The organism is Streptomyces sp. NPDC051963 (assembly GCF_044593495.1).
GTDB lineage: Bacteria > Actinomycetota > Actinomycetes > Streptomycetales > Streptomycetaceae > Streptomyces.
Genome location: NZ_JBIUCC010000003.1, coordinates 182,250 through 201,035 on the forward strand (window position 1 = coordinate 182,250; position 18,786 = coordinate 201,035).

The 18,786-nt window shown below is 70.7% G+C and carries 18 protein-coding genes; 5 read left to right on the forward strand and 13 right to left on the reverse strand.

Features of this window, described 5'->3' with window-relative positions:
• Positions 1-9: 9 nt before the first annotated feature.
• Positions 10-855: a polysaccharide deacetylase family protein gene (locus ACIHFB_RS13420; RefSeq protein ID WP_400126851.1), complete on the reverse strand. Its 846-nt coding sequence runs from the start codon at positions 853-855 to the stop codon at positions 10-12.
• Between the two features lie 183 nt (positions 856-1,038).
• Here ACIHFB_RS13420 and ACIHFB_RS13425 point away from each other — a divergent pair, with 183 nt between their 5' ends.
• Positions 1,039-1,515 (forward strand): universal stress protein, encoded by a 477-nt coding sequence (locus ACIHFB_RS13425; RefSeq protein WP_365280071.1) that lies wholly within the window; start codon positions 1,039-1,041, stop codon positions 1,513-1,515.
• An 18-nt stretch (positions 1,516-1,533) separates the two neighbouring features.
• Here the strand turns inward: ACIHFB_RS13425 and ACIHFB_RS13430 are convergent, their stop codons facing one another.
• A complete protein-coding gene (locus ACIHFB_RS13430; protein ID WP_365280073.1) occupies positions 1,534-2,688 on the reverse strand; it encodes a CapA family protein in 1,155 nt (384 codons plus the stop codon).
• 211 nt (positions 2,689-2,899) lie between these two features.
• Between ACIHFB_RS13430 and ACIHFB_RS13435 the strand changes: the two genes are divergently transcribed.
• The 3 genes from ACIHFB_RS13435 (at position 2,900) to ACIHFB_RS13445 (ending at position 4,899) form a co-directional block, all read left to right on the forward strand.
• Positions 2,900-3,445, forward strand: a complete 546-nt coding sequence (locus ACIHFB_RS13435) for a sigma-70 family RNA polymerase sigma factor (protein ID WP_365280076.1) — start codon at positions 2,900-2,902, stop codon at positions 3,443-3,445.
• Positions 3,446-3,580: 135 nt separating this feature from the next.
• Positions 3,581-4,096, forward strand: a complete 516-nt coding sequence (locus ACIHFB_RS13440) for a hypothetical protein (protein WP_365280078.1) — start codon at positions 3,581-3,583, stop codon at positions 4,094-4,096.
• Between the two features lie 152 nt (positions 4,097-4,248).
• The gene (locus tag ACIHFB_RS13445; RefSeq protein WP_365280081.1) at positions 4,249-4,899 is read left to right on the forward strand and encodes a zf-HC2 domain-containing protein; all 651 of its coding nucleotides are present in this window, start codon (positions 4,249-4,251) and stop codon (positions 4,897-4,899) included.
• A 149-nt stretch (positions 4,900-5,048) separates the two neighbouring features.
• Here the strand turns inward: ACIHFB_RS13445 and ACIHFB_RS13450 are convergent, their stop codons facing one another.
• The 3 genes from ACIHFB_RS13450 to ACIHFB_RS13460 all read right to left on the reverse strand — a co-directional run bounded on the left by ACIHFB_RS13450 (position 5,049) and on the right by ACIHFB_RS13460 (position 9,297).
• Complete coding sequence (locus tag ACIHFB_RS13450; protein WP_400126852.1) at positions 5,049-5,912, reverse strand: Fpg/Nei family DNA glycosylase; 864 nt, start codon at positions 5,910-5,912, stop codon at positions 5,049-5,051.
• Between the two features lie 31 nt (positions 5,913-5,943).
• Positions 5,944-8,019, reverse strand: coding sequence for a SpoIIE family protein phosphatase (locus tag ACIHFB_RS13455; protein WP_400126853.1), 2,076 nt, complete (start codon positions 8,017-8,019; stop codon positions 5,944-5,946).
• 69 nt (positions 8,020-8,088) lie between these two features.
• Positions 8,089-9,297, reverse strand: coding sequence for a DUF6777 domain-containing protein (locus ACIHFB_RS13460; RefSeq protein WP_365280090.1), 1,209 nt, complete (start codon positions 9,295-9,297; stop codon positions 8,089-8,091).
• Positions 9,298-9,435: 138 nt separating this feature from the next.
• Here ACIHFB_RS13460 and ACIHFB_RS13465 point away from each other — a divergent pair, with 138 nt between their 5' ends.
• The gene (locus ACIHFB_RS13465; protein WP_400126854.1) at positions 9,436-10,857 is read left to right on the forward strand and encodes a lipase maturation factor family protein; all 1,422 of its coding nucleotides are present in this window, start codon (positions 9,436-9,438) and stop codon (positions 10,855-10,857) included.
• Here ACIHFB_RS13465 and ACIHFB_RS13470 read toward each other — a convergent pair.
• Genes ACIHFB_RS13470 through ACIHFB_RS13505 form a run of 8 tightly spaced genes read right to left on the reverse strand, consistent with a single transcriptional unit; the run spans position 10,845 to position 18,658 of the window.
• On the reverse strand, positions 10,845-11,687 hold the full coding sequence (locus ACIHFB_RS13470; RefSeq protein WP_400126855.1) for an amidohydrolase family protein: 843 nt from the start codon (positions 11,685-11,687) through the stop codon (positions 10,845-10,847). The genes ACIHFB_RS13465 and ACIHFB_RS13470 overlap by 13 nt on opposite strands.
• A complete protein-coding gene (locus ACIHFB_RS13475; protein WP_365280097.1) occupies positions 11,672-11,986 on the reverse strand; it encodes an L-rhamnose mutarotase in 315 nt (104 codons plus the stop codon). The genes ACIHFB_RS13470 and ACIHFB_RS13475 overlap by 16 nt, the downstream gene beginning before the upstream one ends.
• Positions 11,983-12,951, reverse strand: a complete 969-nt coding sequence (locus tag ACIHFB_RS13480; protein WP_365280100.1) for an aldo/keto reductase — start codon at positions 12,949-12,951, stop codon at positions 11,983-11,985. The genes ACIHFB_RS13475 and ACIHFB_RS13480 overlap by 4 nt, the downstream gene beginning before the upstream one ends.
• On the reverse strand, positions 12,948-13,703 hold the full coding sequence (locus ACIHFB_RS13485) for an SDR family oxidoreductase (protein ID WP_365280103.1): 756 nt from the start codon (positions 13,701-13,703) through the stop codon (positions 12,948-12,950). Before ACIHFB_RS13485 ends, ACIHFB_RS13480 begins: the two co-directional genes overlap by 4 nt.
• Positions 13,700-15,064 carry an L-fuconate dehydratase gene (locus tag ACIHFB_RS13490; RefSeq protein ID WP_365280106.1) on the reverse strand — a complete coding sequence of 455 codons (1,365 nt, stop codon included), beginning with the start codon at positions 15,062-15,064 and terminating at the stop codon, positions 13,700-13,702. Before ACIHFB_RS13490 ends, ACIHFB_RS13485 begins: the two co-directional genes overlap by 4 nt.
• A 36-nt stretch (positions 15,065-15,100) precedes the next feature.
• A complete protein-coding gene (locus tag ACIHFB_RS13495) occupies positions 15,101-16,126 on the reverse strand; it encodes an ABC transporter permease (protein ID WP_365280109.1) in 1,026 nt (341 codons plus the stop codon).
• On the reverse strand, positions 16,119-17,618 hold the full coding sequence (locus tag ACIHFB_RS13500; RefSeq protein WP_365280112.1) for a sugar ABC transporter ATP-binding protein: 1,500 nt from the start codon (positions 17,616-17,618) through the stop codon (positions 16,119-16,121). Before ACIHFB_RS13500 ends, ACIHFB_RS13495 begins: the two co-directional genes overlap by 8 nt.
• Complete coding sequence (locus tag ACIHFB_RS13505; RefSeq protein WP_400127148.1) at positions 17,615-18,658, reverse strand: sugar ABC transporter substrate-binding protein; 1,044 nt, start codon at positions 18,656-18,658, stop codon at positions 17,615-17,617. Before ACIHFB_RS13505 ends, ACIHFB_RS13500 begins: the two co-directional genes overlap by 4 nt.
• Positions 18,659-18,786 lie beyond the last annotated feature (128 nt).

The window sequence follows — 18,786 nt, forward strand, 5'->3', positions numbered from 1 at the left end:
CCCCGCCCGTCAGACGCGCCGCCGCCGCGGGACCGTGATGTGGTAGCCGTCGTCCAGCAGTTGCGGCAGATAGTCACGCAGCGCCCGGACACTCTGCGAGCGGTCGCCCCCGGCGTCGTGCGAGAGCACCACGACACCGGGGGCGGCGCCGTTCTCGACCCGGTCGATGATGCTGCCGGAGCCGGGCTCGGTCCAGTCCAGGGTGTCGATCGTCCAGGCCAGCGGCTCCATGCCCAGCTCGGCACCGAGTTGGAAGGCCGCGCGGTTCCAGGCCCCGTACGGCGCGCGGAACCAGCGGGGCCACTCGCCGCTCCCCTTCTCGATGATCTTGCAGGTACGTTCCATCTCGGAGCGGATCTGCTTCCTGGTGAGCTGGGTGAGCAGGGGGTGGGACCAGGTGTGGTTGCCGACGACATGGCCTTCGTCGGCCATGCGCTCCACCAGGTCCAGGTTCTCGGCCGCCATCTCGCCGCACACGAAGAACATCGCGCGGACGTCGTACTCCCACAGCGTGTCCAGGATTTCCGGGGTGTAGCGGGGGTCCGGGCCGTCGTCGAAGGTCAGCACCATGGTGCGACCGCGGCCGGAGACACGCAGGAAGGGCTCGCGCCGCACCAGGAGCCGCCGGGAGGCGGCCTTCGGCGGACCGAGGCCGGTCAGCGGCTGGAGACGGTAGGCGGAGGGCTTGAGGGCGCGGCGCGCCTGCGGGCCCGCGGCGCCCGCGGACCCGGCGGCGGACCGGACCGGCTGGTCGCCCGCGCGCACGGCGAACAGACCGGCGGTGCCGGCCGCTCCGACAGCGGCGGCGCCGACGGCCAACGCCCGGCGCCGGGTGATCAACTGATCCTTCTTCATGACTGATCAGTCGCCGTTTCGGGCCCCGACGCACCAGGTCAACACCTCAGCGGCGGCATGAATCCACCCGGGCGGCGTATGACGGTCCGTCAGGGAAACGGCGGGTGCCCCACCGGTGATCGGATCGATGGAGAGGTGTACGCCCGCACCTGCGGGACCAGCTGCTTCCGATAACCTCGCAGCGTGACGGAACAGCAGCACTCGCACTCACACTCGCAGGGGTTCGAGCGGGGCACGGACGGGCCGAAGGTCATCGTGGTCGGCGTGGACGGCTCCGACTCCTCGTGGCGGGCCGCGTCCTACGCCGGTGGGCTGGCCCGGCGCCAGCATGCGCTCCTGGCGATCGTGTACGTGCAGCCCGTGATGTCGGCGGGCGCGGCGCTCGGAGCGCCGGTCGCGGAGACGACGGACGAGATCGCCGAGGACCTCGTCGCCGAGATCCGGGACGCGACCGAGCGCATGAAGGGGATATTCCACGTGCGCTGGGAGTTCCACACGTTCCGCGGCGACCCCTTCAACGGCCTGGTCAAGGCGGCCGACGAACTCAAGGCCGACGCCGTGGTGGTGGGCGCCTCCGAGCAGGCCGGCCATCGGATCATCGGGTCCGTCGCGATCCGCCTGGTGAAAGCGGGGCGGTGGCCGGTGACGGTGGTTCCGTAACCGCCGGGCCCCGGGTGCCTACTCCCCCATCACCAGTCCGTCGCTCGCCCCGCCGCGGCTCAGCACCACGTCCCGGATCCGGTCGCGCACGCCCTCCACGTCGGCGCCTTGCGCCAGCGCCTTGTTGAGGTTCACCGCTCGGCCGGCGTCGATGTCGAACAGCTGCGGGACGAACTCGGCCTTCGTCACCTGCCAGCGGCCGCCGGGCCGGGCGGGCGGCGCGAAGGTGAAGCGGCCGAGCGTGGACTGGTTGCCACGCGGGTCCTGCGTTCCCTGGTTGTTGAACATCGGGCCGGCGATCTGGTCGCCCATTCCGTAGATCACCCAGGTGCCGTTGACCTTCTCGTAGGCCTGCGGGACATGGGCGTGGGTGCCGAGGATCAGGTCGATGGCCGGTCGGTCCCCGGTGCGGGCCGCGGTGAGTCTCTGCGCCAGGTCCAGTTGCCGCCGGTCGGGCGTGTCCTGCCATTCCGTGCCCCAGTGCATGGACACGACGACCACATCGGCACCGGCCTGCCGGGCCGCGCGGGCGTCCGCGATGACCTTGTCCTCGTCGATCAGGTTGACGGCCCAGGGCTGCTCCGGCGGCATCGGGAAGCCGTTCGTGTCGTACGTGTAGGCGAGGTGGGCGACCTTCGCCGCGCCCGCGAGCAGGACGGTGGCGGTGCGCGCCTCGGCCTCGCTGCGCGCCGATCCGGCGTGCCGCAGGCCCGCGCGGTCGAGGGCGTCCAGGGTGCGGCGGATGCCTTCGGTGCCGTCGTCCAGGCTGTGGTTGGAGGCGGTGGAGCAGCCGTCGTAGCCGGTGGCGGCGAGGCCGGTGGCGACCTCGGGAGGGGACTTGAAGGTGGGGTAGCCGGTGTAGTCGCCGTTCTCTCCGTACACCGTCTCCATGTGACACAGCGCCAGATCGGCGCGGGAGACGACGGGTTCGATCCCGGCGAACATCGGGCGGAAGTCGTATCCGGCGCCGCCCGCGTCGAAGCTCGCCCGGTCGATGACCGAGCTGTGCGGCAGGACGTCGCCGGATGCGACGAGCGTGAAGCCGCCGGTCCCGGCGCCGGAAGGGGCCGGACGCCCCGTGTCGGACGGGTCGCCGGCTCGGGCCTGACAGGCGGCGCCCGCGGCGAGAACGGCCGTGAGGGCCAGGGCAACCTGTCGTCTGCGTGCAATCATCGACTCACCCCGCTGTAATCCTATTTACAGATAAATAGGTACGAGTCTGCACGCTTCCGCAAACAACCCGACTGGTTTCATTAGGCCGTCCGGCACTCACGGGCAGCGGAAGGGACCGTTCACCGAACCGTTCGTCGACGCGATCGACCGTCCGCCGCAGATCCTGGTCGGGTCCCTGTCCCCTGCGGACACCCTGCGATGCCATACGGCCATGACGGCCGGAACCACCCTCACGAACGGGACGACCGCCGAGCACGAGCTCGCCGCACTGCAGCGCGAGCACGGCCGGCCCCTCTTCGCGCTGCTGCTCCGGCTCTGCGACGGCGACCGGCAGCGCGCCGAGGACCTCGTGCAGGAGACGCTCGTACGCGCCTGGCAGCATCCCGAGGCGCTGCGCGCGGACGACTTCGAGTCAGTACGGCCGTGGCTGCTGACCGTGGGACGGCGGCTCGCCATCGACGCGCGGCGGGCCCGGCAGGCACGACCCGCCGAGGTCGGGGACGCGGTCCTGGAGAACTCGCGCGTGATCGCCGACCACGCCGAACGAGCGGCCGCGGCACTCGATGTGCGCGAGGCTGTGAAGACACTCACTCCGGAGCACCGTGAAGTCCTGGTGCTCGTGTATTTCCACGGTGCGAGTGTGGCGGAGGCCGCGGCGGCGCTCGGAATTCCTCCCGGTACGGTGAAGTCCCGCGCGTACTACGCGCTGCGCGCCCTGCGCAGGGTGCTTCCGGGATACGCGGCCGACCTGCGGTGAAACCAATGGGTGAGTCAAACCTCCGTAAAGCGCCTTGCTTAAGACCCCTGTTGAGCAATCAGCTGTCTTCATCCGTGTTCCGGACTGGAGCCCGGGGTCGGGCGACGCGCACGCACCGGAGGAAGGCAGGAAGGGATGCTGCACAGAGGTCAAGAGAGCACGGACGGCACCGGCGGCGGTGAACTGACCGTCCCCATGGCGTGGTTGTACGCCGAGTACATCGCCGATGAACTGCTGCGGACCGGCGACCTGATGCCGCCGACGTCCTTCGAGTTCCGCGCCGGACGGGACGCACTGGCGCTGACCATCTTCCTTTCCGACACCGACGGCGAGCTCTCCGGCATCCGCGTCGTCTCGCAACTGGAGACCTGGCTTTCGCTGACGGCGTACGACCAGCCGTGGCAGGACTGGGTCTGCGAGCGTATGGCGAAGCTCGCCGCGGAGGCGATCGAGTCCGGGGACCCCACGCCCGACCTGGAGCTGGCGGAGGCGGCCTGGCGCTGGCTGGAGGAGACCGAACTGCTCGCGCCCGACCTGAACGCGGTGCCCGGTGGTGGTGCCGTGGTCGGCGAGGACGAAGGACCGAAGGTGTGGACGCCGGCCTGGCAGCTGGGACTGCCGCTGGGACATCTCGCCATCCATCTTTTTTAGATTCGGCGGGGATCCGACCAATCCTCGGCCCGGGCCGCTCCGAATCCCAAGGTTCACGATTCGGTAAGCGGCTTGAGTGATTCGGCGGCCTGGTGCGTACCGGTGGGAGCAAGGAGTAACCCCACCCGCACCCAACGGCACGAGGATTCGGCATGAGGTCCCTGGAGAGGCATCGCGACGTCGCCGCGTACGCGCTCGGCGTGCTGGACGAGGCGGACGCGTTCCGCTTCGAGGACCACCTCATGGAGTGCCCCAGCTGTGCGGCACACGTGACCGAGTTCGGGCCGGCGACCCGACAGTTGATGTTGTACCGGCGGGCCACGCCGCGTTTCGTCAACCCCATGACCCAGCCCGGCCCCCGGCTGCTGGACCGGCTGCTCGGCGAGGTGACCGCCCGGCGACGGGTCGGGCGCAGGCGCCTGCTGTACTCCGTGGCGGCCTCCGTGGCGATCGCGGTGGCGGCACCGGCACTCGCGATCACGGCGGGCGGCGGCAACAGCGGGGTGAGCATCACCGCGACCGACGAGCGGTCGGGCGTATGGGCGCAGGTCACGGCCGAGAACGGGGCCTCGGGCAGCCATATCGAGCTGAAGGTGAAGGACGGGGCCGGGCCGCGCCCCTGCCGTCTGGTCGTCCTCGGCCGCGACGGCTCGGAGGAGACCGTCACCAACTGGATGACCCCCCGCCACGACGCCCGCGAGAACACCATGCACGGCAGCTCGTCCATGCACACCGAGCAGATCGACCGGTACGAGGTCCGCACGACGGACGGCGAGCATCTGGTGACACTCGAACCCAGCTAGGCTCCGCGGGCTGTGTGGCCGCGATGGGCCGTCGGTCGGCTGCGGGTCCGTCGTGGCTGGTCGCGCCCGCGCGGCGGAGCCGCAAATTGATACAGCCCCGCGCCCCTTCGGGCGCTGCCTGACCGCCGGCGCTGGCTGAGCGCGGCACGCTACTTGAGCAGCCGCGACATCCTGCGGTCCGCGAGCGGCTTGCCGCCGGTCTGGCAGGTCGGGCAGTACTGGAGCGAGGAGTCGCTGAAGGAGACCTCGCGGATGGTGTCGCCGCACACCGGGCAGGGCTCGCCCGTCCTGCCGTGCACGCGCAGACCGCTCTTCTTCTCGGCCTTCAGACGTCCGGCGGCGACACCTCGGGAGCGCTCGACGGCCTCGGTGAGCGTGGAGCGCAGCGCCTCGTAGAGCCGGGAGGTCTCCTGCGGGGTCAGGGACACGGCCAGTTTGAAGGGCGACATCTTGGCCGCGTGCAGGATCTCGTCGCTGTAGGCGTTGCCCACGCCGGCGATCAGGCTCTGGTCTCGCAGGGCGCCCTTGAGCTGCCGTCGCTCGTCCCCCAGCAGGGCCGCGAGGCGCGGCTCGTCGAAGTCGTCGGCGAGCGGGTCCGGGCCGAGGCGGGCGATGCCCGGGACCTCCTGGGGATCGTGTACGACGTACACCGCCAGTCGCTTCTGGGTGCCGGCCTCCGTCAGGTCGAAGCCCTCGCCGGTCTCCAGGGCGACGCGCAGCGCGAGGGGGCCCTTGCCGGGCTTGGGCGGGCCGTCGGGAAGCCTGTCCTTCCAGTGCAGCCAGCCGGCGCGGGCCAGATGGGTCACGAAGTGCGGGCCGCCGTCGGTCTCCAGGTCGAGGAACTTGCCGTGCCGCCGCACGGCGGTGACCGCGCGGCCCTCGACGGCCGTGAGCGGAGGGTCGTACGTCTTCAGGACGCTGATCGCGACGGGCAGCACCCTGACGATCTCGTGGCCGATCAGGTTCTCGGTCAGGAAGTCCTTGAGCGCTTCCACCTCGGGCAGTTCCGGCATACGTCCAGAGTGCCATCCGGGACCGAAGGACTCAGCCCCGTTCCGGCACCACGAACTCGCACCACACGCACTTGCCGCCGCCCCGCGCCTCCACGCCCCACACGTCCGTCAGCATGTCGACCAGGAGCAGCCCGCGCCCGGAGACACCCGACTCCCCCGCGTCGCGGCGGCGTGGCAGAGCGCTGGAGGAGTCCTCGACCTCGACACGCAGCCGCCGGTCGGTGCCGGCCAGCACCCGCAGGGTGACCACGGCGGAGCCCTCGGTGTGCATCAGGGCGTTGGTGATCAGTTCGTCGGCGACGAGTTCGATCTCGTCGGCGCGCTCACGGGCGCCCCAGGCCCGGACGGCGGCGCGGATCATGTGCCGGGCCTGGCTGAGCGCCTCGGGGTCGCCGGGTGCCACGTGCTGCTGGAGGCGGCCGCCGGACTTGGGGGTGTCCAGACTGCGTCGGCGCAGCAGGAGCAGGGCCACGTCGTCGTCGCCGCCGCGTTCCTCGGCCACGTCGATGAGCAGGTCGGCGAGGTCGTACACGTCGTCCGGGCCGGTCTTGATCATCGCTGCCAGGGTCTGCATGCCGTCGTCGAGGTCGGCGCCGGGCTGTTCCACCAGGCCGTCGGTGCACAGCAGCAGGGTGTGGCCGGGATCGAGCTCGATGGTGCCGACCGGATACTCGATGCGGCCGAACTCGGCGGACAGCCCGAGCGGGAGCCCGCCCTCCACGGCCACCCGGCGGCAGGTCCCGTCGGTCTGCCGGACCAGCGGGTCGATGTGGCCGGCCCGGACCACCTGGACGACCCCGGTCGAGAGGTCGGCCTCCGCGTACAGACAGGTCGCGAAGCGGTCGGTGTCGAGTTCGTGCAGGAAGACGGAGGCGCGGGCCATCACCGTGGCGGGCGTGTGGCCCTCGGCGGCGTAGGCCCGCAGGACGATGCGCAGCTGACCCATGACGGCGGCGGCGTGTGTGTCATGGCCCTGGACGTCGCCGATGACGGCCCCGACGCGGCCGCCCGGCAGCGGTATCAGGTCGTACCAGTCGCCGCCGATGTCCCGGCCCAGGGAGCCCGATCGGTAGCGGACGGCGACCTCGGCGCCGGGCACGCTGGGGATGCTGCGCGGCAGCATGGCCTGCTGGAGGCCGGCGGCGAGGTCCTTCTCCTGTTCGTAGAGCATGGCCCGCTGGAGGCTCTGCGCGATGCTGGAGCCGAGGGCGACGAGCACGTTGCGTTCGTCGGGGGTGAAGCCGCGCCGGTCGCTGTAGAGCAGGCCGACGGCGCCGATGGGCCTGGCCTGGGCGATGAGCGGGAGGTAGGCGGCCGAGGTGATGTCCAGGTCGGTGATGTGCGGCCACAGCACGGGATAGCCCTCGGCGAACTCCTCGGGCGACTCGATGAACTTCGGGGTGAGGGTGCGGACGACCTCACTCATGGGGTAGGGCTCGTCGATGCGGGTGACGTCGGTGCCGGGCACGAAGCTGCCCGCGGGGCCCTCCGCGATCAGCCGGATACGGCCGGCCTCGACCAGGCCCATGACCAGACTGGTGGCGCCGAGGTGGGTGAGGCCGTGGGTGTCCTTGAGGGCGTCGATGACGTCCTGGACGGTACGGGCGTGGGCGAGGGCGGCGGTGGTGAGCTGGACGACGTTGGTCTGCCGGCGGTGGGCCTCGTCCTGTGCGGCCTGGTTGCGGCGGTCCTCGATCTCGGCGAGTTCCTGGGTGGCGTCCCGGACGATGCCGATGATGCGGCGTGGCCGGCCGGTCTCGTCGCGACGGATGTAACCCTGGGTGTGGGTCCAGCGCAGGGTGCCGTCTCTGCGGCGGATGCGGAAGTAGACGCCGTAGTTCTCGCTGCCGTCCTTCATGGCCTGGGAGACGAGGCCGTCGAGCCGGTATGCCTCGGGGCGTGGGACCCGGACGGCCAGGGTTTCGGGGTGTCCGTCGTATTCGTCAGGGCGCAGGTCGAAGACCTCGTGGGCCTGGGCATCCATGTGGAACAGGCCGGTGTCCAGGTCCCAGTCGAAGCTGCCCATTCGGTTGAGCGCCAGGATCGGGTCCGGGTGGGCGGGCCAGTCGTCCGGGAGTGACGGGGCGCTCGCTCCCCGATCAACCATGGGCCCACCTTGCCAGGATTCGACGGATTCTTCGACCGGTGAGCGCAGCTCCGGGAAATGGTCCGGTGGTCAGCCGCCGAAGACGTCTGTCGGGCTGCCGAGGATGATGTCGGTGCTCTCCGGCTCGTCGGGGACCAGCCCGCCGCCGTCGGGCGCGTCCGGGGTGTCCGGCACGGTCTCGGGGCCGACCTCGTCGGGGGACACCGGGGACTGTGAGGTCTCCGGAGAGGTGTCGGGTGGGGAGTCGGGTTTCTCTTCCGGAGGGGTCGTGGTGACGTCCGGCGGCTCGGGCGGGCTCTCGGGCTCGCTGGTCGGGGGCGTCGCGGTGACGGTGGCCGACTCCTCCGGGGAGTGGCGCTGCCCGTCGGAGGGGCGGTCGCTCGGGGCTCGGCTCTCCTCGCCGGGAGACGCGCCGGACTCACTCGGCGGTGGTGTGGGAGTCGGCTCGGACGTGCGGGGCGGCGTCGGCGTCACCGGGCGCGGCGGGGGCACCCTGCGGTCGTGGCGGACGTCATGGCCGACCCGTCGCTCGATCCAGGTGTTGTCGACGGTGCTGACGATCGTGATGTCGGTGATGATCCGGGGCGCGGGGGCGACCACGACGACCTGCGCGGGGCGGTAGCCCGACCAGGGGCGGCCGTTGGTGCCCGGAGTGCCCCGCATCGCGACCGGCGGCCGGAGCGGGTTGCCGCAGGCGCAGCGGACGCGCGGCACACCCCGGTTGTCGACGAGGACGGCCGTACCGGCCTGGAGCACGGACTGGTAGCCGGTCGCCCGGCCGCTGCGGTAGCCGTGGTTGGTGACCCGGGTGTCGGCCCGCAGCACGACCGGGGTCAGACCGCGCGCATAGGAGGGGACCGAGGCCTCGGAGACGCCCGTGACCCGGGCGAAGGCGCCGGCCTTGGTCCGGTCGGCGGCGAGGAGGGCGATCTGCCGGTTCAGGTCGCAACTGCCCTGCCTCGGCCGGCCGCCGTACAGACCGGGCGTCCCGCCGGAGAAGGACCGCACTCCGGGCAGGGCGGAGGCGCTCCCCGTGGGCGTCGACGAGGCCGGTTGTACGACCGTCGGCGGGGTGGCCGTCGAGGTCGCGGTGGAGGCCGTGAAGGGATCCGGGCCCCGGGCGGCGGCCGGCTGGAGGAAGAGCTCTCCGCTCGGCTGCGAGGCCCGCGTGGCATGCGCAGCCCGGTCCGTGTCGCCGCCGGTGTCGCCGCAGCCGGCGACGAAGAGGATCGCCGAGAGCACACAGGCCATGACGACGGTTCGGATGGGTAGCCGCACGTCGTCCTCCCGCTTCGTCCCGGGCACAGTTCGTCACTATTGTCTGCTTCGCTCACTTGGGTTACGCAAGCGGGAGAAGATACACACGGAGAGTGACATGGGTTTCCGGCGCGACAATGGAGTCAGGAAAGCAGGGCTGTGGACTGGTTCACCGCTTCCGACTACTGGCTGAGCCGGCTGGTCTTCCAGCGGGCTCTGGCCGCCGTGTATCTCGTCGCGTTTGTGACGGCGGCGCTGCAGTTCCGCGCGTTGCTGGGCGAGCGCGGCATGCTGCCGATCCCGCGGTTCGTCGCGCGGGTGCCCTTCGGGCGGGCGCCGAGCCTCTTCCAATGGCACTACTCGGACCGGTTCTTCGCGGCCTCGGCCTGGGCGGGCTGCGCGGTGTCGGCGGCACTGCTGGCGGGGGTCGACTCGCTGCTGCCGCTGTGGGGCGGCATGGCGCTGTGGCTGGTGCCGTGGGTGCTGTATCTGTCGATCGTCAACGTCGGCCAGACCTGGTACGGCTTCGGCTGGGAGTCGCTGCTTCTGGAGGTCGGGTTTCTCGCGGTCTTCCTCGGCAATAACGAGGTGGCCCCGCCGATCGTGGTCCTGTTCCTGCTGCGCTGGATCCTGTTCCGGGTGGAGTTCGGCGCGGGTCTGATCAAGATGCGCGGTGACGCCTGCTGGCGGAACCTGACCTGCCTGGACCACCACCACGAGACCCAGCCGATGCCGGGCCCGCTGAGCTGGTTCTTCCACCATCTCCCCCGGCCCCTGCACCGGGCGGAGGTGGCCGCGAATCACTTCACCCAACTCGTCGTGCCCGTCCTGCTGTTCACCCCGCAGCCCCTCGCGACGGCCGCCGCGGCACTGATGATCGTCACCCAGCTGTGGCTGGTCCTGTCGGGCAACTTCTCCTGGCTGAACTGGATCACGATCGTGCTGGCCCTGTCGGCCGTACGGTTCCCGGGCTCACCGCCGTCCGCCGCGGACGCCCCGCTCTGGTACGAGGTCCTCGTCCTCGCCGTCGCCGCACTGCTCGTGGGCCTGAGCTACCACCCCGTCCGCAACATGATCTCCCGCCGCCAGGTGATGAACCGCTCCTTCGACCCGCTCCACCTGGTCAACACCTACGGCGCGTTCGGCAGCGTCAGCCGGATCCGCTACGAGGTGGTGGTCGAGGGCACGGCCGATCCGGTGCCGCACGAGGACTCGGACTGGCGGGAGTACGAGTTCAAGGGCAAGCCGGGTGATCCCCGGCGCTGGCCGCGCCAGTTCGCGCCCTACCATCTGCGACTCGACTGGATGATGTGGTTCGCCGCGCTGTCGCCCGCCTACGCGGAATCCTGGTTCGGCGCCCTGGTGGAGCGGCTCCTGGAGAACGACCCCGCCACCCTGAAGCTGCTGCGCCGCTCCCCCTTCCCGCCCGACGGGCCCCCGCGGTTCGTCCGCGCCCGGCTCTTCCGCTACCGCTACACCACCTGGCGCGAGCTGCGGGAGACGGGCGCGTGCTGGGAGCGGACGTACGTCCGGGAGTATCTGCCGCCGACGCGGCTGGCGGGGACGGCTCAGAGGTCGTAGACGCGGGTGGCGGTGGATTCGAGGATCCGGGCGCGATCCGCTGCGTCCGTCAACTGCCGTGCCGTCTCCATCACTTCACCGTAGGTCGCCGCCAGTGTGCACACCGGCCAGTCCGAGCCGAACATCAGGCGGTCCGGACCGAAGGCTTCGAGGACGATGTCGGCGTACGGGCGCAGGTCGTCGACCGTCCAGGAGCCCGGGTCGGCCTCGGTGACCATGCCGGAGAGCTTGCAGACCGTGTTGGGCAGCGCGGCGAGGGTCCGGACGGCGCTCGCCCAGGGTTCCCGTTCACGGGCGGCAATGGGGGGTTTGCCCAGGTGGTCCAGGACGAGGGTGAGGCCCGGATGGTCGACTGCGGCCTTCGCGCAGGCGGGCAGCTGCTGGGGAAGGACGACGAGGTCGTAGACCAGGCCCGCGTCGGCGACGGCGGCGAGGCCGCGGCGTACGTCGGGACGCAGCAGCCACTCCGGGTCGGATTCGCCCTGGACCTGGTGACGGATGCCTTTCAAGTAGCCGCCGCCGGGGAGTTCGCGCAGCCGGGCCAGCTCGTCGGCGACGCCCGGGCTGGTGAGGTCGGTCCAGCCGACGACACCGGCGATCAGCTCGTGCTCGGCCGCGAGGGCGAGGAACTCCGGGGTCTCCTCCGGCACGGTGATCGTCTGGACGAGGACGGTCCGGTCCACTCCGGCGGCCCGCGCCTCGGGTTCCAGGTCGGCGACGGTGAAGTTCCGCCTCAGCGGCCGGAGTTCGTCCCCGGTGATCCAGTCCTGGTCGCGTACGGAGAGGTCCCAGACGTGGTGGTGGGCGTCGACGGTCACGGCAGCTCCCATACGACGGGCAGGGCGTCGCCCGCCCCCTGGTCGGAGTAGTCGTGCACCACGTCCAGGATTTCCGCCATCCGGGCCTGCCAGGCGACGTTGACCGGAAGCTCGTCCAGCTCGGCGAGGAGTCGCGCGTAGTCCTCGCACTCCAGGAGGTGGAAGAGGTCGGTGCCACTGCGCCAGATCGTCCAGGAGGTGGCACCGGCGGCGCGGATGGCGACCACGAGTTCCTTGGGTACCTCGCGGTGCGCGGCCTCGTAGTCCGCGATGCGGTCCGCGCGGACCTTGGTGTGCAGGGCGACTCTCATGACGGCTCCTCGTCGGTCAGCAGGCCGGTCTCTCTCAGCTCCTGCCAGTACGCCGCGGGCACCTCCGTCGCGAACTGCTCGGCGCAGTCCCGGACTTCGGCCGCCGACCGCGCGCCGACGAGCACGCAGGCGACGGCCGGGTGCACGGCGCAGTAGGCGAGCGCGGCCGCTCTCAGGGTGATGCCGTGGCGGTCGGCGACGGACTTCATGCGCAGGGCGCGGTCCAGCAACTCCGCAGGCGCCTGGGCGTAGTTGTACGTCGCCTCCGGCTTCGGATCCGCCAGCAGGCCGGAGTTGAAGGCGCCGCCGACGACGACGGACGTGCCGCGCGCGAGGGCGGCGGGCAGCAGATCGGTCAGCGCGCTCTGGTCGAGCAGCGTGTACCGGCCGGCGCACAGCACCACGTCCACGTCCGTGTCGCGGACGAAGCGGGTGAGCATCTCGACCTGGTTCATGCCCGCGCCGATCGCGCCGACCACGCCCTCGGCGCGCAGCTTCTCCAGAGCCGGATAGCCCTCGCGGAAGGCCTGTTCGGCGTGGTCGTCGGGGTCGTGGAGGTAGACGGCGTCGACGCGGTCGAGGCCGAGCCGTTCCAGGCTCGCGTCGAGGGAGCGTCGTATGCCGTCCGCGCTGAAGTCCCACACACGGTGGTGGGTGGCGGGCACGGCGAAGCCGTTCGCCAGGTCGTCGCCCGGGGCGTCGGAGGGTTCCAGACGGCGGCCGACCTTCGTGGAGATCGTGTACGCCTCGCGCGGGTGTTCGCGCAGGGCGGCGCCCAGTCGGCGCTCGGACAGGCCGAGGCCGTAGTGCGGGGCGGTGTCGAAGTAGCGGATGCCCTGCTGCCAGGCGGCGGCCACGGCTTCGTCCGCCTGCTCGTCCGTGACCTCGGTGAACAGATTGCCGAGCGGAGCGGCGCCGAGGGCGAGGTCGGTGACCTCGACGCCGCTCCTGCCGAGGGTGCTCACTGGCCCGCCGGGCGCAGTCGCAGGCCCTGCATGCCGCCGTCGACGGCCAGCGCGGTGCCGGTGGTGGCGCCGGACAGGGGGCTCGCCAAGTAGGCGACGGCGCCCGCGACTTCGGCCGCGGTGACCAGTCGGCCGGTGGGCTGGCGGGCCTCCAGGGCCGCGCGTTCGGCGGCCGGGCTGTCAGCGGAGTCGAGGAGACGGCCGACCCACGGGGTGTCGACGGTGCCGGGGTTGACGCAGTTGACGCGGATGCCCTCACGGACGTGGTCGGCGGCCATCGCCAGGGTGAGCGAGTACACGGCGCCCTTCGTCGCGCTGTACAGGGCGCGTTGCGGAAGGCCGGCGGTGGCGGCGATGGAGCAGGTGTTGACGATCGCGGCGTGCGAGGACCTGCGCAGGTGCGGGAGGGCGGCGCGGGCCGCGCGGACCATGCCGACGACGTTGACGTCCAGGACGCGGTGCCATTCGGCGTCGTCGTTGTCCTCGACGGTGCCCTGGGCGCCGATGCCCGCGTTGTTGATCAGGATGTCGAGTCCGCCGAGGTCGGCGACCGCGGCGGCGACTGCCTCGCGGACGGAGGCGTCGTCGGTGACGTCGGCACGGTGGGCGAGCAGCGGCTTCTCCACCGAGGACGGGTCCAGGTCGAGGACGGCGACCTGGGCGCCGCGCTCGGCCAGGAGTTCCGCGGTGGCCCGGCCGATGCCGGAAGCGCCGCCCGTCACCAACGCCTTGAGGCCCTCGAAGTCGCTCATGCTGCCTGGCCCTTCTTGTCCGTGACGTTCTGCGTCTGGAGGTCGGCGGCCCAGAAGGCGCCGTCCGGGAACGTGTACCGCGCGATGGATTCCGGCCGCATGGCAGCCGAGAAGCCCGGCGCGGTGGGTGCCGTGTAGTGACCTTCGCGGATCACCACCGGGGCGAGGAAGTGGTCGTGCAGATGGTCGACGTACTCGATGACGCGGTCGTCGGTGGTCCCGGAGACCGCGACGTAGTCGAACATCGACAGGTGCTGGACGAGTTCGCACAGGCCGACCCCGCCCGCGTGCGGGCAGACCGGCACGCCGAACTTGGCCGCGAGCAGCAGGATCGCCAGGTTCTCGTTGACGCCGGCGACCCGGACCGCGTCGATCTGGACGACATCGATCGCGCCGGCCTGGAGCAGCTGCTTGAAGACGATCCGGTTCTGCACGTGCTCGCCGGTGGCGACCTTCACCGGGGCCACGGCACGGCGGATCGCCGCGTGGCCGAGGACGTCGTCGGGGCTGGTGGGCTCCTCGATCCAGTACGGGTCGAACTCGGCGAGGGCCTTGGTCCAGCGGATCGCCTCGTCGACGTCCCAGCGCTGGTTGGCGTCGATCGCCATGCGGATGTCCGGGCCGACCACGGACCGGGCGACCCGGCAGCGCCGGATGTCGTCCTCCAGGTCGGCGCCGACCTTCAGCTTGATCTGCCGGAAGCCGTCGGCGACCGCCTCGGCGGCGAGCCGGGTGAGCTTGTCGTCGTCGTAGCCGAGCCAGCCGGCGGACGTGGTGTAGGCGGGGTAGCCGCGCTCCAGGAGCCGGGCCCGGCGGTCCCCGGCGCCTTCGCGGCCGCGGCGCAGGAGGGTCAGCGCCTCCTCGGGCGTGAGCGCGTCCGTGAGATAGCGGAAGTCGATCTGGCCGACCAGCCACTCGGGGTCGGCGTCGGCGAGCAGTTGCCAGAGCGGCTTGTCGGCCCGCTTGGCGGCCAGGTCCCACACCGCGTTGGTCACCGCACCGATCGCCATGTGCATCACGCCCTTCTCGGGCCCGAGCCAGCGCAGTTGGCTGTCGCCGATCAGGTCGCGGAACAGGGATCCCGGGTCGTCGCACAGCTCGTCGACGGACCGTCCGACCACGTGGTGGCGCAGTGCGTGGATCGCGGCGACCTGGACCTCGTTGCCCCGCCCGATGGTGAAGGTGAAACCGTGCCCCTCGGGACCGCCCTCGGCGTCCGTGCGCAGCACGACGTACGCAGCCGAGTAGTCGGGGTCCGGGTTCATCGCGTCGGAGCCGTCGAGCTCCCGCGAGGTGGGGAAACGGATGTCATGGGTGTCGAGCGCGGAGATGCGGGCAGAGGAGCCGGGCGTCTGGGACACAGAGGGCCTTTCGGTCGCTGGCAGGGACAGGGCGGGTCAGTCCTGGGCGCGGCCCGTCGTCACGCGGGCGATCATGAGGGCGACCAGGATGATTCCGCCGTAGATGGCCTGGATCCAGAACGACGGCACCTGGGCGAGGGTGAGCAGGTTCTGCACGACTCCCAGGAGCAGTACGCCGGTCAGGGCGCCGAACATGGTGCCCTTGCCGCCGTCGAGGCTGATGCCGCCGATGACCGCCGCCGCGAACACGGTGAAGATCATGTTGTTGCCCTGGTTGGCGCTGATCGCCCCGACATAGCCGGTCTGCATGATCCCGCCCACCGCGGCCAGCATTCCCGCGACGACGAACACGCCGAGCATCACCCGCTCGACCCGGATACCGGCCGCCCGGGCCGCGTCCGTGTTGCCGCCGATGGCGTACAGCGCCCGCCCGATGCGGTGGTACTTCAGCACGAACCCGGCGACCGCGAAGGCGACGGCGGCGAGCCACACCGACATCGGGACGTTGAGGAAGGTGGTGGTGGCCAGGGAGTAGAAGCTGTCGGGCATCCCGAACAGCGTCTTGCCCTTGGTCGCGCCCACCAGCAGACCGCGCAGCACGATCAGCATCGCGAGCGTCACGATGAACGCGTTCAGCCGGAACTTCACGACCAGGATGCCGTTGAACGCGCCGATCGCCGCGCCCACCACGAGAATCGCCAACAGCGCGAGCGCGGCCGGGAACTCGGTGCCCCAGCCGGACTGGGCGACGGGCAGCACCAGCAGCGCTCCGACAGCGGGCGCGATACCGACGACCGACTCCAGGGACAGGTCGAACTTGCCGGTGATCAGCACCAGCGACTCGGCCAGCACCACCATCGCGAGCGCCGCCGAGGCACCGAGGATGGAGATCAGGTTGCGCTCGGTGAGAAACGAGTCGTTGACCACCGCACCGAGCACCATGAGCAGCAACAGGGCTGGTACGAGGGCCAGTTCACGGGCGCGACGCAACAGTACCGTGCGGGCCGCCCGCACCTCGGGCACCCGCAACTGCTTCACCGGCGGGGCCTTGGTGTCAGCCATGGTCCACTCCTTCAATGGAGGCGATCAGCTCACGGTCGCGCCAGCCCGCCGGGTGCTCGGCGACGACACGGCCGTGGAAGAGAACGAGTACGCGGTCGCAGCGCCGCAGATCGTCGAGTTCGTCGGACACGACGAGCACGGCGATGCCGTCCTCGCGGGCGCTGTCCATCCGGGCCAGCAGGGACTCCTTGGACTTCACGTCCACGCCCGCGGTGGGGTTGATGAGGACCAGGAGCTTGGGGTCGGAGGCGAGGGCGCGGGCCATGACGACCTTCTGCGCGTTGCCGCCGGAGAGGTCGGAGACGGGCTGGTCGGGACCCTCGGTGTGGATGTCGAGGCGGTCGATCAGCTCGGTGGCGACCCGGCGTTTGCGGTCGGTGCCGACGAAGCCGTACCGGCCCAGACGGCTCAGGACGGTCATCGTGGCGTTGTCGCCGATGCTCATGCCGGAGACGAGCCCCTGCTCGTGCCGGTCGCGGGGGACGCAGCCGACCCCGGCCTTCAGCGAGGCCTGCACATCGCCGAACGGGAGCTTTTTCCCGTCCAGTTGAGCGGTCCCGCCCGTCGGCGTGTGCAGTCCGGCGAAGGACTCGGCGAGTTCGACCTTGCCGCTGCCGCTGATGCCGGCCAGTCCGACGACCTCACCGCGGCGGACGACGAGGTCGATGTCCTCGTACGACGGGGAGGTGAGCCCTCGGGCCGCGAGTAGGACGGGGGCGTCGTGGTCGACGTCCCTGGGGTCCACGGCCTGTTCCGCGATGGTCTCGATGGACTCCCCCGCCATGGCCTCCACCAGCGCCTGCCGCGGGAGTTCGGTGACCGGTGCCGTGGTGATCCAGCGGGCGTCGCGGAGCACGGTGACGGTCTGGCAGACCTCGTAGACCTCCTGGAGGTGGTGCGAGATGAACAGGAAGGTGACGCCCGAGTCCTGGAGGGCCCGCATGCGCGTGAAGAGCCGCTCGATCTCGCGGTTGTCGAGTTGGGCGGTGGGTTCGTCGAGGACGATGAACCGCGCCCCGAAGCTCAACGCGCGGGCGATCTCCACCATTTGGCGGTCCTCGACCTTGAGGTCCGCGGTGCGGGCCTCCGGGTCGACGTGCACGTCCCAGGTGGCGAGGAGCGCCGCGGCCTCGGACCTCAGGCTGCGCCAGCTGATGAAGCCGCGGCTCAGGGGCTGCCGGTTGATGAACAGGTTCTCGGCGACGGTCAACTCGGGGACGACCGTGGGCTTCTGGTAGACGCAGGCGACCCTGCTTCGCCAGGCGTCCCGGTCGGCGAGCGGGGGCGCGGGCTCGCCGTCGAAGAGGACCGTGCCCTCGTCTGCGGGCTGAAGGCCGGTGAGGATGTTCACCAGCGTGGACTTTCCGGCGCCGTTGCGGCCGACGAGGGCGTGGGACTCGCCCGGGAACACGGTGAGTCGGCCTTCGGACAGGGCGGTGGTGGGGCCGTAGCGCTTGGTGATGCCACGCGCCTCGACAAGTGGTGTGCTCATCCGATCGTGTTGCCCCACAGCTCGGGGTCGTCGACGTTGTCCTTGGTGACCAGCGGCGCGGGCAGCTGGTCCTCGAGGATGCCGCTGGGCAGCTTGACGATCTCGGAGTCATGGTCCGTCGGGCCGGGCTTGAAGGTCTTCCCCTCCATCGCCGCCTTGATGTAGTACATGCCGTACTTGGCGTACAGGTCGGCGGGCTGGGAGACGGTGGCGTCGATCTCGCCCTTGCGGATCGCGTCGAACTCCTGCGGGATGCCGTCGTTGGAGACGATCGTGATGTGGCCCGCCTGGCCCGTCTTCTTCAGCATCCCCTTGGACTTCAGGGTCTGGAGCGTGGGCGCGAGGTAGACGCCGCCCGCCTGCATGTAGATGCCCTTGATGTCGGGGTTGGCGTTCAGCAGCGTGTCGAGCTTGGAGGCCGCGGTGTCCGACTCCCACTTGGCCGGTATCTCCAGGACCTTCAGCTTCGGGTAGTTCTTCTTGATGCAGGCGCGGAACGCCTCGGAGCGGTCACGGCCGTTGACCGAGGCGAGGTCGCCCATGATCTGTACGACCTTGCCGGACGGGATCTGCTTGCCGAGGTACTCGCAGGCCTTCTCGCCGTACGCGACGTTGTTGGCGCGCACCACCATGGCGACCTTGCCCTTCTCGGGCGCCACGTCCACGGCGACCACGGGCACGCCCTTGCGCTCGGCCTGGTCGAGGCCGGCCTCGATGGCGGCGCTGTCCAGCGGGGCCACGACGAGGCCCTTCACGCCCTGGTTGAGCTGGTTGTTGATATCGGTGATCTGCTGAGAGGGGTCACTGTTGGAGTTGACCGTCTTCAGCGCTTCCACGCCTTCGGATGTCGCCATCTTCGGCACGTAGTCGTTGTACGACTGCCAGAACGGCGAGGTCAGCAAGGGCAGGATCACCCCGACCTTGCCGGTGCCGCCGGCTCCGGCACTCGCGGAGCCGGTGTCCTTGGTGCTGCCGCATGCCGTGAGCGCGAGGGCGCCGCACGCGGCCACCGCCGCCAGGCGCACCGCTGTCGTGGACATCCGCCACCGTCCGTTCCGCACAGATCCGTCGGCCATCTGCCAGCTCCTCATCGAGCGTGATCGAGCAGTTGCCCGCATATTTATCAGACCACTTTGGCCTGACAACACCCTCTCGCAGCAAATAATCG

What these genes read in the sequence shown, in the direction of transcription:
- ACIHFB_RS13505 (WP_400127148.1), bottom strand. Translation starts at nt 18,658, where the DNA reads ATGTCCACGACAGCGGTGCGCCTGGCGGCGGTGGCCGCGTGCGGCGCC.
- ACIHFB_RS13495 (WP_365280109.1), bottom strand. Translation starts at nt 16,126, where the DNA reads ATGGCTGACACCAAGGCCCCGCCGGTGAAGCAGTTGCGGGTGCCCGAG.
- ACIHFB_RS13475 (WP_365280097.1), bottom strand. Translation starts at nt 11,986, where the DNA reads ATGAGAGTCGCCCTGCACACCAAGGTCCGCGCGGACCGCATCGCGGAC.
- ACIHFB_RS13455 (WP_400126853.1), bottom strand. Translation starts at nt 8,019, where the DNA reads ATGGTTGATCGGGGAGCGAGCGCCCCGTCACTCCCGGACGACTGGCCC.
- ACIHFB_RS13440 (WP_365280078.1), top strand. Translation starts at nt 3,581, where the DNA reads ATGCTGCACAGAGGTCAAGAGAGCACGGACGGCACCGGCGGCGGTGAA.
- ACIHFB_RS13445 (WP_365280081.1), top strand. Translation starts at nt 4,249, where the DNA reads ATGAGGTCCCTGGAGAGGCATCGCGACGTCGCCGCGTACGCGCTCGGC.
- ACIHFB_RS13430 (WP_365280073.1), bottom strand. Translation starts at nt 2,688, where the DNA reads ATGATTGCACGCAGACGACAGGTTGCCCTGGCCCTCACGGCCGTTCTC.
- ACIHFB_RS13485 (WP_365280103.1), bottom strand. Translation starts at nt 13,703, where the DNA reads ATGAGCGACTTCGAGGGCCTCAAGGCGTTGGTGACGGGCGGCGCTTCC.
- ACIHFB_RS13435 (WP_365280076.1), top strand. Translation starts at nt 2,900, where the DNA reads ATGACGGCCGGAACCACCCTCACGAACGGGACGACCGCCGAGCACGAG.
- ACIHFB_RS13470 (WP_400126855.1), bottom strand. Translation starts at nt 11,687, where the DNA reads ATGGGAGCTGCCGTGACCGTCGACGCCCACCACCACGTCTGGGACCTC.
- ACIHFB_RS13500 (WP_365280112.1), bottom strand. Translation starts at nt 17,618, where the DNA reads ATGAGCACACCACTTGTCGAGGCGCGTGGCATCACCAAGCGCTACGGC.
- ACIHFB_RS13420 (WP_400126851.1), bottom strand. Translation starts at nt 855, where the DNA reads ATGAAGAAGGATCAGTTGATCACCCGGCGCCGGGCGTTGGCCGTCGGC.
- ACIHFB_RS13450 (WP_400126852.1), bottom strand. Translation starts at nt 5,912, where the DNA reads ATGCCGGAACTGCCCGAGGTGGAAGCGCTCAAGGACTTCCTGACCGAG.